Origin of the sequence: uncultured Phycicoccus sp. (assembly GCF_947495705.1) — a bacterium.
Classification (GTDB): Bacteria; Actinomycetota; Actinomycetes; order Actinomycetales; family Dermatophilaceae; genus Phycicoccus.
Genome location: NZ_CANLZR010000001.1, coordinates 401,352 through 415,454, shown reverse-complemented (window position 1 = coordinate 415,454; position 14,103 = coordinate 401,352). Strand labels below are relative to the sequence as shown.

Annotated in this window: 19 protein-coding genes; 5 read left to right on the top strand and 14 right to left on the bottom strand. The window is 73.4% G+C overall.

The annotated features are described in order from the left end of the window. Positions 1-8: 8 nt before the first annotated feature. The 5 genes from Q0963_RS02065 to rplS are packed head-to-tail and all read right to left on the bottom strand — an operon-like array spanning position 9 to position 2,596. Complete coding sequence (locus Q0963_RS02065; RefSeq protein WP_299441740.1) at positions 9-323, bottom strand: DUF2469 domain-containing protein; 315 nt, start codon at positions 321-323, stop codon at positions 9-11. Continuing rightward, positions 320-1,054: a ribonuclease HII gene (locus Q0963_RS02060; protein ID WP_299441738.1), complete on the bottom strand. Its 735-nt coding sequence runs from the start codon at positions 1,052-1,054 to the stop codon at positions 320-322. Before Q0963_RS02060 ends, Q0963_RS02065 begins: the two co-directional genes overlap by 4 nt. Beyond that, positions 1,051-1,812 (bottom strand): signal peptidase I, encoded by a 762-nt coding sequence (gene lepB / locus Q0963_RS02055; RefSeq protein WP_367180021.1) that lies wholly within the window; start codon positions 1,810-1,812, stop codon positions 1,051-1,053. The genes Q0963_RS02060 and lepB overlap by 4 nt, the downstream gene beginning before the upstream one ends. Continuing rightward, positions 1,809-2,180: a S24/S26 family peptidase gene (locus Q0963_RS02050; RefSeq protein ID WP_299441736.1), complete on the bottom strand. Its 372-nt coding sequence runs from the start codon at positions 2,178-2,180 to the stop codon at positions 1,809-1,811. The genes lepB and Q0963_RS02050 overlap by 4 nt, the downstream gene beginning before the upstream one ends. Positions 2,181-2,236: 56 nt before the next feature. Further along, the gene (gene rplS, locus Q0963_RS02045) at positions 2,237-2,596 is read right to left on the bottom strand and encodes a 50S ribosomal protein L19 (protein WP_299441733.1); all 360 of its coding nucleotides are present in this window, start codon (positions 2,594-2,596) and stop codon (positions 2,237-2,239) included. A gap of 226 nt (positions 2,597-2,822) precedes the next feature. On the opposite strand from rplS, the gene Q0963_RS02040 reads away from it, so the two are divergent. After that, entirely contained in the window at positions 2,823-3,581 is a 759-nt protein-coding gene (locus Q0963_RS02040; protein WP_299441730.1) for an ABC transporter permease, read from the top strand. Between the two features lie 54 nt (positions 3,582-3,635). On the opposite strand, the gene trmD is transcribed toward Q0963_RS02040, so the two are convergent. The 6 genes from trmD to Q0963_RS02010 form a co-directional block, all read right to left on the bottom strand. Further along, positions 3,636-4,856 carry a tRNA (guanosine(37)-N1)-methyltransferase TrmD gene (gene trmD / locus Q0963_RS02035; RefSeq protein WP_299441727.1) on the bottom strand — a complete coding sequence of 407 codons (1,221 nt, stop codon included), beginning with the start codon at positions 4,854-4,856 and terminating at the stop codon, positions 3,636-3,638. Positions 4,857-4,861: 5 nt separating this feature from the next. Further along, entirely contained in the window at positions 4,862-5,401 is a 540-nt protein-coding gene (rimM, locus tag Q0963_RS02030) for a ribosome maturation factor RimM (protein WP_299441724.1), read from the bottom strand. 78 nt (positions 5,402-5,479) lie between these two features. Then, a complete protein-coding gene (locus Q0963_RS02025; protein ID WP_299441721.1) occupies positions 5,480-5,722 on the bottom strand; it encodes an RNA-binding protein in 243 nt (80 codons plus the stop codon). A 2-nt stretch (positions 5,723-5,724) separates the two neighbouring features. Next, the gene (gene rpsP, locus Q0963_RS02020) at positions 5,725-6,297 is read right to left on the bottom strand and encodes a 30S ribosomal protein S16 (protein WP_299442452.1); all 573 of its coding nucleotides are present in this window, start codon (positions 6,295-6,297) and stop codon (positions 5,725-5,727) included. 187 nt (positions 6,298-6,484) lie between these two features. Next, positions 6,485-6,949: an Rrf2 family transcriptional regulator gene (locus tag Q0963_RS02015; RefSeq protein ID WP_299441718.1), complete on the bottom strand. Its 465-nt coding sequence runs from the start codon at positions 6,947-6,949 to the stop codon at positions 6,485-6,487. Between the two features lie 50 nt (positions 6,950-6,999). Next, positions 7,000-7,434 (bottom strand): MarR family winged helix-turn-helix transcriptional regulator, encoded by a 435-nt coding sequence (locus tag Q0963_RS02010; RefSeq protein ID WP_299441715.1) that lies wholly within the window; start codon positions 7,432-7,434, stop codon positions 7,000-7,002. Positions 7,435-7,508: 74 nt separating this feature from the next. Here Q0963_RS02010 and Q0963_RS02005 point away from each other — a divergent pair, with 74 nt between their 5' ends. The 4 genes from Q0963_RS02005 (at position 7,509) to Q0963_RS01990 (ending at position 10,438) form a co-directional block, all read left to right on the top strand. After that, on the top strand, positions 7,509-8,138 hold the full coding sequence (locus Q0963_RS02005; protein ID WP_299441712.1) for a DsbA family protein: 630 nt from the start codon (positions 7,509-7,511) through the stop codon (positions 8,136-8,138). A 14-nt stretch (positions 8,139-8,152) separates the two neighbouring features. Further along, positions 8,153-8,863, top strand: coding sequence for a maleylpyruvate isomerase family mycothiol-dependent enzyme (locus tag Q0963_RS02000; RefSeq protein ID WP_299441709.1), 711 nt, complete (start codon positions 8,153-8,155; stop codon positions 8,861-8,863). Between the two features lie 36 nt (positions 8,864-8,899). Continuing rightward, the gene (locus Q0963_RS01995) at positions 8,900-9,340 is read left to right on the top strand and encodes a hypothetical protein (RefSeq protein WP_299441707.1); all 441 of its coding nucleotides are present in this window, start codon (positions 8,900-8,902) and stop codon (positions 9,338-9,340) included. A gap of 147 nt (positions 9,341-9,487) precedes the next feature. Further along, on the top strand, positions 9,488-10,438 hold the full coding sequence (locus tag Q0963_RS01990) for a sulfite exporter TauE/SafE family protein (protein WP_299441704.1): 951 nt from the start codon (positions 9,488-9,490) through the stop codon (positions 10,436-10,438). Here the strand turns inward: Q0963_RS01990 and Q0963_RS01985 are convergent. From Q0963_RS01985 to ffh, 3 genes are all read right to left on the bottom strand, one after another. Further along, the gene (locus Q0963_RS01985; protein WP_299441701.1) at positions 10,399-11,481 is read right to left on the bottom strand and encodes an amidohydrolase family protein; all 1,083 of its coding nucleotides are present in this window, start codon (positions 11,479-11,481) and stop codon (positions 10,399-10,401) included. The two genes, Q0963_RS01990 and Q0963_RS01985, sit on opposite strands and share 40 nt — an antisense overlap. A 95-nt stretch (positions 11,482-11,576) precedes the next feature. Continuing rightward, positions 11,577-12,401: an alpha/beta fold hydrolase gene (locus tag Q0963_RS01980; protein ID WP_299441698.1), complete on the bottom strand. Its 825-nt coding sequence runs from the start codon at positions 12,399-12,401 to the stop codon at positions 11,577-11,579. After that, the gene (gene ffh, locus Q0963_RS01975; protein ID WP_299441695.1) at positions 12,398-13,999 is read right to left on the bottom strand and encodes a signal recognition particle protein; all 1,602 of its coding nucleotides are present in this window, start codon (positions 13,997-13,999) and stop codon (positions 12,398-12,400) included. The genes Q0963_RS01980 and ffh overlap by 4 nt, the downstream gene beginning before the upstream one ends. Between the last annotated feature and the right edge of the window lie 104 nt (positions 14,000-14,103).

Below are 14,103 nucleotides of genomic sequence, written 5' to 3'. Positions count from 1 at the left end.
GATGCGGCCTAGAACTCGCCCTTGGGCAGCTCGAGCTCGCTCTTCGCCAGCTCCTCGACGTTGACGTCCTTGAACGTCACGACACGCACCGTCTTCGCGAACCGCGCGGGCCGGTAGATGTCCCACACCCACGCGTCGTGCATCGTGACGTCGAAGAACACCTCTCCCCCGTCCGAGCGCACCGCCACGTCGACGCTGTTGCACAGGTAGAAGCGGCGCTCGGTCTCGACGACGTGGCTGAACAGGCCGACGACGTCGCGGTACTCGCGGTACAGCGCGAGCTCCGCCTCGCTCTCGTACTTCTCGAGGTCCTCCGAGCTCATCGCTCTCCTGCCGGCATCAGATCGGTCACGTGGTCATTCTCGTGCATCGCGCCGGGCAGTCGCCACGACCGGCGGTGCCACGGCGAGGGGCCGTGGAGGCGCAGGGCCTCCAGGTGGTCCGGCGCGGCGTACCCCTTGTTGCCCACCCAGCCGTAGGCGGCGTGCTCGCCGTCCTCGGCCCCGAGTCCGACCATGATCTCGTCGCGGGTCACCTTCGCGAGGACACTCGCGGCGGCCACCGACGAACACGTGAGGTCGGCCTTGATCATCGTCGTGACCGGCGGGGTCACGACGGCGTCCTCGTGGGCGAACGCGAGGAGGCCGACGTCCTCCGGCGCGGTGAGCCAGTCGTGGTTGCCGTCGAGGATGACGAGGTCCGGGCGGACCGCGCAGGCAGCGAGCGCCCGGGTGCCGGCGAGGCGGAGGGCCGCGATGATCCCGACGGCGTCGATCTCCTCGGCGCTCGCGTGGCCCACGGCATGGCACAGCGCCCACCGCTGGATGCGGGGCACCATCGCCTCCCGCGCGTGCGGCTGCAGCAGCTTGGAGTCACGGACGCCCTGCGGTGCGGTGCGGCACGTCTCGTCGATGACGACGACCCCCACGGTCACGGGACCGGCGAGGGCGCCGCGGCCCACCTCGTCCATCCCGGCCAGGACCCGGTGCCCGTCGCGCTGCAGGGCCCGCTCGACCCGCAGGTTCGGGCGGCGCGAGCGCGGTGCCGGGCTCACGGCTGCGCGGGGGCCGACGGGACGCCCGCGAACGCGGCCTGGTAGTCGGAGAGCCACGCGAACCGCGTGAACGGCCAGACGACGGCGACGGCCCGCCCCGTGACCCGGTCGACGGGCACCGAGCCGTCGGTGCCGTCGCCGGCGGGGTCGTGGAACCGGGAGTCCTCACTGTCGGAGCGGTGGTCGCCCATGACCCAGACGCGGTCGGCGGGCACGGTGATGTCGAAGGTCATCGAGCTGGGGACGTCGCCGGTGTGGACGTACGGCTCGTCGACGGGGACGCCGTTGACGGTGAGGCGCCCCTGGGCGTCGCAGCACTCGACGCGGTCGCCCGGGAGGCCGACGACGCGCTTGATCAGGTGGTCCTCGGACTCGCTCGGCAGCAGCCCGACGAAGACGAGCACGTCGTGCACCGCGCCGGCGACCCCGGTGCGCTCGTCCGACGGCGGGCCGGAACCCAGCCAGTCGCCGGGGTCCTCGAAGACGACGACGTCGCCGTGCTGGAGGTCGATCGGGGTGGGCGTCAGCTTCGAGACGACGACCCGGTCGCCGACGAGGAGGGTGTTCTCCATCGAGCCCGACGGGATGAAGAACGCCTGGAGGAACCACGTCTTGACGACGAACGACAGCACCATCGCCATGACGAGGACGAGTGCGACCTCCTTGACCGCGGCACCCACCCAGCGGCCCATCGAGGTCGCGCGGTCCTTCGGCGACGGCTCGTCGACGCCCTCGCGCGCCTGCTCGGGGGCGCTCACGCCGGAGGCCTGGGCGCCGTCACCGGGCCGACCCGGGTCAGGGGCCAGTAGCGCCAGAGGACCGTGCCGACGACATCACCCGCCGCCTCGTCGGCCGGGACGAGGAGCAGGGCCCCCCGGTCGTCCTCGACGAGGGCGACGTCACCGGCCTCGGTGCTGCGGTCGGTCTTCAGGACGAGCACACGGTCTCCTGGCTCGAAGGTCGGCTCGAAGGCGGCCGAGGGGACGACGTAGGACTCGAGGACGACACCGCGGACGACCGCGGCGACGACGAGCCCGACGGCGATGGTCGCGAGCACCCGGGGACGCCGCGACCCGGCACTCGCCGCGAGGGCGGGGGCCGGGTCGGTGCGTGAGGGGGCCGTCACTCCGCCGAGGGTAGTCCCCCGACCTGCGAGGACCCCCCGGGGCCCGCGGTGGGTCGTCAGACCTTCGCGGGGGTGTCGCGCTTCTCGCGGATCTTGGCGGCCTTGCCGCGCAGGTCGCGCAGGTAGTACAGCTTCGCGCGGCGGACGTCACCACGGGTGACGACCTCGATCTTGTCGACGACCGGGGTGTGCAGCGGGAAGGTCCGCTCGACGCCGACACCGAAGGAGACCTTGCGGACGGTGAAGGTCTCGCCGACGCCACCGCCGTGGCGACGGATGACGACGCCCTTGTAGACCTGGATACGCGAACGCGTGCCCTCGACGACCTTGACGTGCACGTTGACCGTGTCGCCGGCGCGGAAGTCGGGGATGTCGCTCTTCATCGACGCGAGGTCGATGTCGTCGAAACGCTGCATGACGGATGTCGCTTTCTCGCGGGCTGCCACAGGTCATCCGCGGATCTCGGTGCTGCTCTGGTTCGTTCGGGGCGTCCTGCCGGGCCTCATGCCGGGTCGGACCGGGGTCCGGGGCACTCCCCCTGCGGCGGGGGCCGTTCGTCGACGGGACGCAGCGACCCAGTCTGCCAGAGGTGACGCGCCGCCACGAAATCCGCACCGGGCCGGGCCCACCTATCCTGCACCGGTGACGATCGACCCCGGACTCCCCGTCGCCCTGGCCGTCGTCCTGCTTCTCGGGGTGACGGTCGCCGGCTACGTCGCGGGACGGATCGCCCGGCCGGCCTCGCCGGTCCTGGCGATGGCCCGCGCGATCGGGCAGCTGGGGGTCGCAGCAGTCGTCATCACCGTCGTGGTCCGCTCGGTCCTGCTGTCGGTGCTGCTGCTGTGCGTGATGTTCGCTGTCGCGGTCGTGACGACCACGGGGCGGGTCGAGGCGCGCGGGGCGTGGCAGTGGGCGACGGTCGCGATGCTGGCGGGGCTCCTGCCCGTGGTGGTCGTCGTCCTCGCGACGCGCACCATCCCGCCGACCGGGATCGCGCTCATCCCCGTCGTCGGCATCATCACCGGCAACACGATGAACGGGCACACCCTGGTGTGCCGGCGGGCGTTCGCCGCGTTGCGTGAGGAGCAGGGGCAGTACGAGGCGGCGCTGTCGCTCGGCCTCACCCGCGCCCAGGCGGTCGGGGAGGTCATCCACCGGCGGGTGCCCGAGGCGCTCGTACCGGGGCTCGACCAGGTGCGGACGGCGGGGCTCGTCACGCTGCCCGGTGCGTTCATCGGGGTGCTGCTCGGCGGCGGGACCCCGGCGCAGGCCGCGGCGGCGCAGGTCCTCGTCCTCGTCGGCATCATGGCGGCGCAGACGGTGACGGCGGTCGTGGCGGAGGACCTCATCGGGCGCGGGCTGCTGCTGCCCGCGGACCTGCGGGAGTCGCTGCGGCCCTGAGCCGGCGCCGGCCGCCGGACCGCGCCGTTGCTCCCCCGTCCGAGGCCGGGACGGTCAGGGGCGGCGGCGTTTGGTGAGGTCGACCGTGCCGGGCCAGGCGCCCTCCCCGGGGACCGGGCGGTAGCCGGAGCGGCGGTAGCGGCGGATGTTCGCCGGCACCGCGCTGCTCGTGTTGAGCCAGTACGTCGAGACCGAGGGCGGCGCCCCTGCCTCCGCCAGCTCCAGGAGGGCCCGGCCGATCCCGCGCCCCTGGAGGTCCGGGGCGACCATCAGCCGCCCGGTCTCCCAGACCGTCGGGTCCCCCGGCCGCACCCGCCCCCGCACGGACGCGACGAGACGCCCCGGCGCCCCGCCGTCGGCGCGCACCCGGGCCACCCAGGTGGTCCATCCGGCGAGCCCGGCCACCGTGTCGTCGAGGGACTCCTCCAGGGGCGGGATGGCCCAGCCTCCGGAGACCATGAGCTCGGGCACCCAGCAGGCGCGCTGGAGGACGACGAGCTCGGCCGCGTCGGCCGGTGCCGCGACCCGGACGTCGAGGTCGTCGAGCCCCGCGACGGCCGCGGCCGCGGCCGCGAGGTCGGGGCGGCGGGCCGCCGTCCGCGCCACCCGCTGCTCGTGCCGCCAGCGCTCGATGGCGCCGTGGTCCCCCGAGAGGAGGACCGGGGGGACGTCGCGCACGGTGCCGCCGTCGTCCCACGACGCGGGGCGGGTGTAGACGGGGTACTCGAGCAGCCCGCCCTCGTGCGACTCCTCGACGAGCGACTCGGCGTTGCCGACCACCCCGGGCAGCAGGCGCCCGACCGCCTCGACCATCGCGAGGACGGCCACCTCCCCGCCGTTGAGCACGTAGTCGCCGAGCGAGACGACGGTGACCGGCATCCGCTCGGCCGCGTGCTCGTACACCCGCTCGTCGAGGCCCTCGTAGCGTCCGCACGCGAACGCGAGCCAGGGCTCGGCGGCCAGCCGGTGCGCCATCGCCTGGGTGAACGGGACACCTCCCGGGCCGGGCACGATCAGGTGCGGGACCGGGGCGGCGTCGGTGGCCCCGGCGCGCGTGACGTGGGCGAGCGCCTCGGCCCACGGCTCGGGCTTCATGACCATCCCGGCGCCGCCCCCGAACGGGCTGTCGTCGACGGTGCGGTGGCGGTCGTGGGTGAAGTCGCGCAGGTCGTGCACGTGCAGGTCGAGGACGCCGTCGCGCCGCGCCTTGCCGATGAGCGAGAGGTCCAGCGGCGCGAGGTACTCGGGGAAGATCGAGACGACGTCGAGGCGCACGACGCTCAGGCCTCGAGGTCGAACAACCCGGGCGGGGCGTCGAGGACCACCCGGCCGCCGGCGACGTCGACCTCGGGCACGAGGGCCGCGACGAACGGCACGAGCCCTTCGCGGCCGTCGGTGAGGCGGACGACGAGGCGGTCCTGGGCGGCGCCCAGCTGGAGCCCGGCCACCTCTCCCAGCGTGGCGCCCGAGGGGTCGACGACGGTGAGGCCGACGAGGTCGGCCTCGGCGTAGGCGTCCTCGTCGTCCTCGGCCACGACGGCCGCGTCGTCGGGGTCCATGACGAGGCGGGTGCCGCGCAGGCCCTCGGCGCCGGTGCGGTCGGGGACCTCCTCGAACGCGAGGAGCCAGACGCCCTGGTGCACCCGGGTGGAGCGCAGGGTGAGCGTGCGGGGCACCCCGGAGCCGGGGTCGGCCTGGGTGGTGAGCACGGCGCCGTCGGCGAAGCGACGCTCCGGCTGGTCGGTGTGCAGCTGCACGGTGACCTCGCCGCGCAGCCCGTGCGGCTTGCCGATCCGGGCGATGACGACGGGTTCGCTCACTGGGTCCTCCTCAAGGACGACGACGGCGGGGCGCCCGGGGAGTCTGCTCCCGGGACGCCCCGCCGTGGTGGACTCGGGTCAGCGGACCCGGTCGGTGTCGACGATGTCGATGCGGACCTGGCGGCCCCCCGACAGCGCACCCATGACGGTGCGCAGGGCACTGGCCGTCCGGCCGGAGCGGCCGATGACCCGGCCGAGGTCCTCGGGGTGCACGCGCACCTCGAGGATCTCGCCGCGGCCACGGTCCCGCGTCCGGACCTGGACCTCGTCCTTGTGGTCGACGATGCCGGTGACGAGGTGCTCGAGAGCCTCCTCGAGCACGGTCAGGCCTTGTCTGCGTCGGCGTCGGTGCCGGCAGCGGCCTCGCCGGACTCGGTCTCGGCAGCAGCCTCGACGGTCTCCTCGGCCTTGGCCTCCTCGACCTTCGGCTCCTCGACCTTGGCCTCCTCGACCTTCGGCTCCTCGGCCGGGGTCTCCTCGGCCTTGGGCTCCTCGGTCTTCTTGGCGGCCTTCTTCTTCGGCGTCGTGGCGCCGGAGCCGTCCGTGGAGGTCTTGCCGGCGGCGGCGAGCGCGGCCTCGTAGAGGTCCTTCTTGGGCGTCTTCGGCTCGGCGACCCGCAGGGTGCCCTCGGTGCCGGGCTCGCCCTTGAAGGTCTGCCAGTCACCGGTGATCTTCAGGAGGGCGGCGACGGCCTCGGTCGGCTGCGCGCCGTTGCCGAGCCAGTACTGCGCGCGCTCGCTGTCGATCTGGATGACCGAGGGGTCCTCGGTCGGGTGGTACTTGCCGATCTCCTCGATCGCCCGGCCGTCCCGCTTGGTGCGGGAGTCCATGACGACGACGCGGTAGAACGGTGCATGGATCTTGCCCATGCGCTTGAGACGGATCTTGACGGCCACTGGTGTGGTCTCCTTGCAGCTGATGAGCACGGCGAGACCGCGCACGGGTTCGCGCGGGGTGCCGACTGCTCGGTGTAGGCGTCCGGTCCGTGCCAAGCGCTGGGCTCGACCGGACGGGTACAGCCCGCCATTCTGCCAGACCTGCGCAGTGCGGCCGAATCCGCCGGAACCCCGCCCCGGCGGTGGGTCAGCGGTTGAGCCAGGCGTCCGGCTCGTCGGCGAGGCGCCGGACGTGCTCCGGGAGGTCGCCGCGCAGGACGTCGGCGAGGGTCGTGCGGTCCAGGACCTCGCGCAGGGCCGCCCGGACGGCGACCCACACCGTCGGCAGGTGCTCGGCGACGCCGTCGTACGCGGTCTCGTGCGGGCGAAGCCCCCGGACCTCGGCCAGCGGGCCGTCGACCGCACGGAAGACGTCGCCGAGGCTGGTCCCGGACGCGGGACGCGCGAGGGCGTAGCCGCCTCTGGCCCCTCGGGTGCTCGTCACGAGGCCTGCGGTGCGCAGGTCGGCGGCGATCGCCTCGAGGAACTTGCGCGGGAGGTCCTGCCGCTGGGCCAGGGTCTCGACGCTGACCGGGCCGCTGCCGTCGCTCTGCGCCGCCGCCAGGATGAGCATGGCCCGGACCGCGTAGTCGGTCCGCGCCGAGATGTCCACGCCCGCATCGTGGCACACGGACGCCCGCCCCGGCCGAGCGCCGGTCCCGGTCAGGCGTAGGGGTCGGTGATCTCGCGCAGATCCTCGAGCGCACCGCGCAGCAGCGTCATCCGGTCGGCGCCCAGGTGGTCTCGCCACTCCTGCTCGATCCGCTCCTCCTCGTCCCGGGCGTGCGGCAGGATCGCCAGCGCCCGGGGCGTCATCCGGACGAGGCGGGCGCGCCCGTCGAGGGGGTCGGCAACCCGTTCGACGTAGCCCGTCCGCTCGAGCCTGTCCACGAGGGCGGTGGCCGTCTGCTTCGCCACCTGCGCCCGCGCGGCGAGGACGCTGAGCCGGGTGCCGTCGGGGTCGATGCCCATGAGCAGACGGGCCTGCGCGACGGTGACGTCGTGGAAGCCGGCCGCGCGGACGGCCTCGAACACCCTGTTCGAGGCGGTGCGGGAGGCGATGAACATCAGCAGGCTGGTCGGGAGCTCTCGTGCCATCGTCACCCTTCACATAGTCCCAGACTCGAACTATAATAGTTCGTGAACAGGACCATCCTAGAGCGGGAGTGGCGATGGATCCGCGGGAGACGGTGACGGTGGACTTCTGGTTCGACCCGGTCTGCCCCTACTCGTGGACCGCGTCCCGCTGGCTGCACGAGACGGCCGCGCGGCGGCCGCTCGTCGTGCGCCACCACGTGATGAGCCTGTTTCTGCTCAACGAGCACCGCACCGACCTCGCCCCCGGCTACCGGCGGTCGGTCGTCGAGTCCAGGGGCCCCGCCCGCGTCGCGACCGCGGTGGCGACCCGGTTCGGCGAGGAGGCGCTCGACGGCTTCTACACCGCCTTCGGCGATTGCGTCTTCGACGTGTGGCGACGGCCGACCGCGGCCGAGTACCGGGACGCGCTGCGGGACTCCCTCCCCCGCGCCGGGCTTCCGGCGGGCTTTGTCGACGCGATGGACACCGAGGAGCATGACAGCGCGATGCGCGCCAGCCACGAAGCCGGGGTGGCGCTCGTCGGTAGCGATGTGGGGACGCCCATCACGAGCCTGGACGGCGTGGCGTTCTCGGGGCCGGTCCTCAACGCGATCCCACGCGGTGACGACGCCCTCAGGGTCTTCGACGGCACCCGGCTCCTCGGCGGGTACCCGCAGTTCTACGAGCTCAAGCGGACCCGGACCCGACCCCCGGTTCTCGCGTGAAGAAGGAGGACTCCATGGCAACGAGGACACCGCCGGAGGCGGACGCCGTGTGGGAGGGCATCGACGAGCAGCTCGCCCGCACCGCCGCGATGCTCGAGTCGCTGTCCACCGACCAGTGGGACCGGCCCTCACTGTGCGATGGCTGGACGGTGCGCCACGTCGCGGCGCACCTGACCCTGCAGGAGCAGTCCTTCGGGGACCTGCTCGGCTTCGTCGCCCGGCACCCCAGGATGTGGCGCAACCTCACCCTCAACGCGACGATCCGGGAGTCCGCCGTCATCCAGGCCGCCGAGCTGACCACCGACGAGATCATCCGCCGGATCCGCGCGGGTGTCGGGTCGCGCCGGCACAACGCCTTCGTCACCCCGCTCGAGAAGCTGACGGACGTGCTCGTCCACAGCCAGGACATGGCGGTGCCGCTCGGCATCGACCTCGCGATGCGACCGGACGCCGGCGCCCAGGCCGGCACCCGCCGGTGGGACACGCGGCGGACCTGGCTCGCCTCCGTGAACCGGCGCCTCCCCCTCGACGGCATCGCCCTCGTGGCCACCGACGCCGACTGGCGTCGCGGCGAGGGCTCGGAGGCCTCCGGTCCGATGGGCGCGATCCTCCTCCTGCTCACCGGGCGACCGGCCGCACTCGACCGCCTCTCGGGCGAGGGGGCCGAGGCCCTGCGAGCACGACTCGATGGCGGGCACCCGAGCCCGCGCAGGTCCCGGCGATGACCCTGCCCGCCGAACCCTGACCCCGAGGAGGCACCGGTGCGCTTCGACCTCGAGACCCGCGCGACACCCGACCAGGTGCGGCGGGCCTTCACCGACTTCACCGACCGACGGCTCCACATCTGGCGTCGGACCCTCGACCCCGCGACCTACGAGCTCCGGGGGCTGGGCACCGACTGGGCCGAGGCCAAGGAGAGCAGCCCGCGCTCCCCGGTCTGGGTCGTCTCCCGCTACGACTGGTCCGACCCGGCGCTGGTGAGCTGGACGGTGACCGAGGCCAGCTACGGCGGGGGCGGCGAGGGGGTCGTCCGGGCCACCCCGCGACCCGGCGGCGGCAGCCTGGTGCACGCCGAGTGGACCTCGACCGGCATCCGCCGACAGCGGGGGCTCATCTTCGTCGTCCACCACACGCCGCTGCACCGGATGATCCGGCGCCAGTGGACCCCCACGCTCGACGAGCTCGCCGACGAGCCGGGGTGAGGAGGCCCGGGCGGGCGGCTCCTGTCGGCCCTCCCGGCTTCCATCATGCGGGACGGCGGTGCGCCCCGGTTGACCTCTGACATGACGGTCCCCGAAACTCCTACCTAATCAGTCGGATATCACCGTCCACGGTCGTCAGGGGTCCTCATGCGCAAGCTCGTCCTCCTCGCCCTGGTCGGCTTCGGGGCGCAGCTCGTCGACGGCTCCCTGGGCATGGCCTACGGCGTGACCTCGACGAGCCTGCTCCTCGCGATCGGGACGAACCCCGCCGCCGCGTCGGCGACGGTCCACCTCGCCGAGATCGGCACGACCCTCGCGTCCGGGGCGTCCCACTGGAGGTTCGGGAACGTCGACTGGGGCGTCGTCCTGCGGATCGGCATCCCCGGCGCCGTCGGTGCCTTCGTGGGCGCGACCTTCCTCGCGGGCCTCGACACCTCGGTCGCCGCGCCCGTGATGTCGGTCATCCTGCTCGTCCTCGGCGCCTACGTCCTGGTCCGTTTCACCCTCACGGGCCTCCGCCGCGACCGGCTCGGGCAGCGGCTCCGCAACCGGTTCCTCACCCCGCTCGGCCTCGTGGCCGGCTTCGTCGACGCGACCGGTGGCGGCGGCTGGGGCCCGATCGGCACGCCGGCCGTCCTCGCCAGCGGGCGGCTCGAACCCCGCAAGGTCATCGGCTCCATCGACACCAGCGAGTTCCTCGTCTCGGTCGCAGCGAGCGTCGGCTTCCTCGCCGCGCTGGGCTCCGCGGGCATCGACGCCGTGTGGGTCGCGGCGCTGCTGGCCGGGGGGCTCGTGGCGGCGCCGATCGCCGCCTGGCTCGTGCGGTACATCCCGCCGCGGGTGCTCGGCTCGGCCGTGGGGGGCGTCATCGTGCTGACGAACACGCGGACCATCCTCAGGAGCGACTGGCTCGACGCGTCCGAGGGCACCCGGTGGGTCGTCTACGCCGCCCTGGGCCTGGTCTGGGCCGCCGCGGTCGGGTGGTCGGTGCGGGCCCACCGCGCCGAGCGGGCCCTGGAGGTCGAGCTCGCCGCGATCGGCGGGACAGGCGCGCAGCCTCAGACGACGACGCCGCGCAGCACGATCTCCGAGGGGTAGGCGAGCACGCCGACGTCGAGGCGGGGGTCGGCGGCGTAGACGACGAGGTCGGCGTCGGCTCCCTCCTCGAGGCCGGGTCGGCCGAGCCACGCGCGGGCACCCCACGTCGCCGCGTCGATCGCCTCGACGGCGCTGAAGCCGCAGCGGGTGAGTCGCTCGACCTCCTCGGCGGCGAGGCCGTGCGGCAGCGACCCGCCCGCGTCGGTGCCGACGTAGACCGGGACGCCGGCCTCGTGCGCGGCGGCGACGGTCTCGTACCGCCGGGCGTGCAGGTCGAGCATGTGCCGGTGGTAGTCGGGGAACTTCTCGCGGGCCGGCTCCGCGATCTGGGGGAAGGTGTCGATGTTGACCAGGGTGGGGACGATGGCGATGCCCTGGGCGGCGAAGGCCTCGACGGTCTCGGGGACCAGGCCGGTCGCGTGCTCGATGCAGTCGGTGCCTGCTGCCGCGAAGTCGCGCAGCGACTGCTCCCCGAAGCAGTGGGCCGTCACCCGGGCCCCCTCCTCGTGGGCCGCCGCGACCGCCTCGGTGAGGACGTCGACCGGCCAGCACGGCATGAGGTCGCCGGCGTCGCGGTCGATCCAGTCGCCGACGAGCTTGACCCAGCCGTCGCCGGCTCGGGCCTCGAGCCGGACCCGCTCGACGAGGTTCTCCGGCTCGACCTCCCACGCGTAGTTCCGGATGTAGCGCCGCGGCCGGGCGATGTGCCGTCCGGCCCGGATGATCTTCGGCAGGTCGGCGCGGTCGTCGACCCAGCGGGTGTCCGAGGGCGAGCCGGCGTCCCGGATGAGCAGGGTGCCGGCCTCCCGGTCCGTGACCGCCTGGGCCTCGGCGGTCTCGAAGTCCGCGGCGCCGGTGGCGACGAGGCCGACGTGGCAGTGCGCGTCGACGAGGCCGGGCAGCACCCAGCCGTCGACGGTCTGCACGTCGTGGTCGCCGGCCGGCCGCTCGAACGTCAGTCGGCCGCCGATGACCCAGGCCTCCGGCCGCTCCTCCTCCCGGCCGACGAGGACGGGTCCGGTGAGGTGCAGCACCTGTGCCATGCGCCGACCCTACCGACGCCCGACACCCCGGTTCGTCAGCGAGACACGGCCTCCGAACCGGTACGGCGCTGACCTTCCGGGGTGACCCCGAAATGTCAGGGCGCGGGGGTGCGCAGGACCCGGCGGAGGGTCTCGATGACGACCTCGGGGGCGTCGGTGTGCACCCAGTGCCGGGCCCCGTTGACGGTGACGAGCCGGGTCCGGGGGAACAGGGCGCGCATGTCGGCGACGTCGGCGTCGCGCACGTACCCCGAGTCGCCGCCCGCCAGCCAGACGACCGACCCGTCCCAGGTCGCCCCGCCGAGGTCGGGGAAGCCGGCGATGCGCGACTCGCTGCCCCGCTCGGCGTCGGCGTGGATGAGCTCGAGGTTGGCCTGCCACGCCCAGCCGGACCCGGCCCGGCGCAGGTTCTGCAGCAGGAAGGCCTTGACGCCCGGGTCGGGTTCGTCGAAGCGCTCCTCGGCGTCGGTGCGGCTGGTCACCTCACCCAGCGGCAGCGAGCGCATCTCGTCGATGTAGCCGCGGAACCGGTCGAGGTCGCCGTAGTCCTTCGGGGCGATGTCGACGACGACGAGGCTCTCGAGCAGGTCGGGGTGGGTGAGGGCGAGGACCATCGCCACCTTCCCGCCGAGGCTGTGGCCCACGAGGACCCACCGCTCCCCCGGTGCCGTGGCCGCCAGCGTGGCCGCCACCGCGTCCGCGTAGCCCTCGAAGGAGAACTCCTGCGACCACGGCGAGCGCCCGTGGTCGGGCAGGTCGACGAGCAGGCAGCGGGCGTTGTCACCGTCGGGCCCCGCGAGCGTCTTGGCGATCTGGGTCCAGTTACGGCCCTGCCCGAAGAGCCCGTGCAGGAACGCGACCCGCGGCCCGCCGGTTCCGACGGCGAGGGTGTTCAGCCCGTCCGCGGCCGGGTCGCTCACTTGCCCAGGAACTTCTCGAAGCCGGCAGGGAGCTGGGACGGGTCGAGCGAGGCGGGGTCGAGGCCGGGGGCCCCGGCGCCGAAGCTCGAGCCGGCGGGACGCTCGGCGGCCTTCTGGGAGGCGGCCCGCTCCTCGGCCGCACGCTTGGCGGGGTTGCCCGACTTCGACTTCTTGCGCTGCGGCTGCTGCTTGCCGCGCTTGCCGGGGCCGGACCCCATCCCCGGCATCCCGGGCATCCCCGGCATCCCGCCACCCTTGGCGAGCTGCTTCATCATCTTCTGCGCCTCGCCGAACCGCTCGAGGAGCTGGTTGACCTCGGACGTCGTGACGCCGGAGCCCTTGGCGATGCGTGCCCGCCGCGAGCCGTTGATCTGCTTGGGGTGGTTGCGCTCGAAGGGGGTCATCGATCGGACCATCGCCTCGACCCGGTCGAACTCGCGCTCGTCGAAGTTGTCGAGCTGGGCCTTCATCTGGCCCATGCCCGGCATCATCCCGAGGATCGACTTCAGCGACCCCATCTTCTTGATGGCGGCCATCTGCTGGAGGAAGTCGTCGAAGGTGAAGTCCTCGGCGGCGAGGAACTTGCGCTCCATCTCGGCCGCCTGGGTGCGGTCGAAGGCCTTCTCGGCCTGCTCGATGAGGGTGAGCACGTCACCCATGTCGAGGATCCGCGACGCCATCCGGTCGGGGTGGAAGACCTCGAAGTCCTTCACGCCCTCCCCGGTGGAGGCGAACATGATCGGGCGGCCCGTGACCGACGCGACCGACAGGGCCGCACCACCGCGGGCGTCACCGTCGAGCTTGGAGAGCACGACGCCGGTGAGGTCGACGCCGTCGAGGAACGCCTCGGCCGTCTCGACGGCGGCCTGCCCGATCATCGCGTCGATGACGAAGAGGACCTCGTCGGGCTGGATCGCCTCGCGGATGTCGGCGGCCTGCTGCATGAGCGCCTCGTCGACCGCCAGCCGGCCCGCGGTGTCGACGATGACGACGTCGTACTGCTTGGCGCGGGCCTCGGCGATGCCGGCGCGCGAGACCGCCACCGGGTCGCCGTGCGAGCGGGTGCCCTCGATGTCGCCGCCGACGACGTCGTGACCCGAGATGTTGCCGCGCTCGGGCGCGTAGACCGCGACGCCGGCGCGCTCCGCCACGACCTCGAGCTGGGTGACGGCGTTCGGGCGCTGGAGGTCGGCCGCGACGAGCAGCGGGGTGTGCCCCTGCTGCTTGAGCCAGAAGCCCAGCTTGCCCGCGAGCGTCGTCTTGCCCGAGCCCTGGAGGCCCGCGAGCATGATGACCGTCGGCGGCTGCTTCGCGAAGCGGATGCTGCGGGTCTCGCCACCGAGGATCCCGACGAGCTCCTCGTTGACGATCTTGACGACCTGCTGGGCCGGGTTGAGCGCCTCGCTGACCTCGGCCCCCAGCGCCCGCTCGCGGACGTTGTGGGTGAACGCCTTGACGACGGGAAGGGCGACGTCGGCGTCGAGGAGCGCGAGACGGATGTCGCGCACCGTCCTGTTGACGTCGGACTCGCTGAGGCGGCCCTTGGTCCGCAGGTTGCGGAAGGTCTCGGTCAGGCGGTCGGACAGGCTCGTGAACACCGGTCAAGGCTAACGGCTCGCGGGGCGCCCCTCGCGCGCTCCCCACGCCGACGCACCCGATGGTCGGCCCCCCTGCGGGCCGGACCACCGGGCGCGTCCCCCTC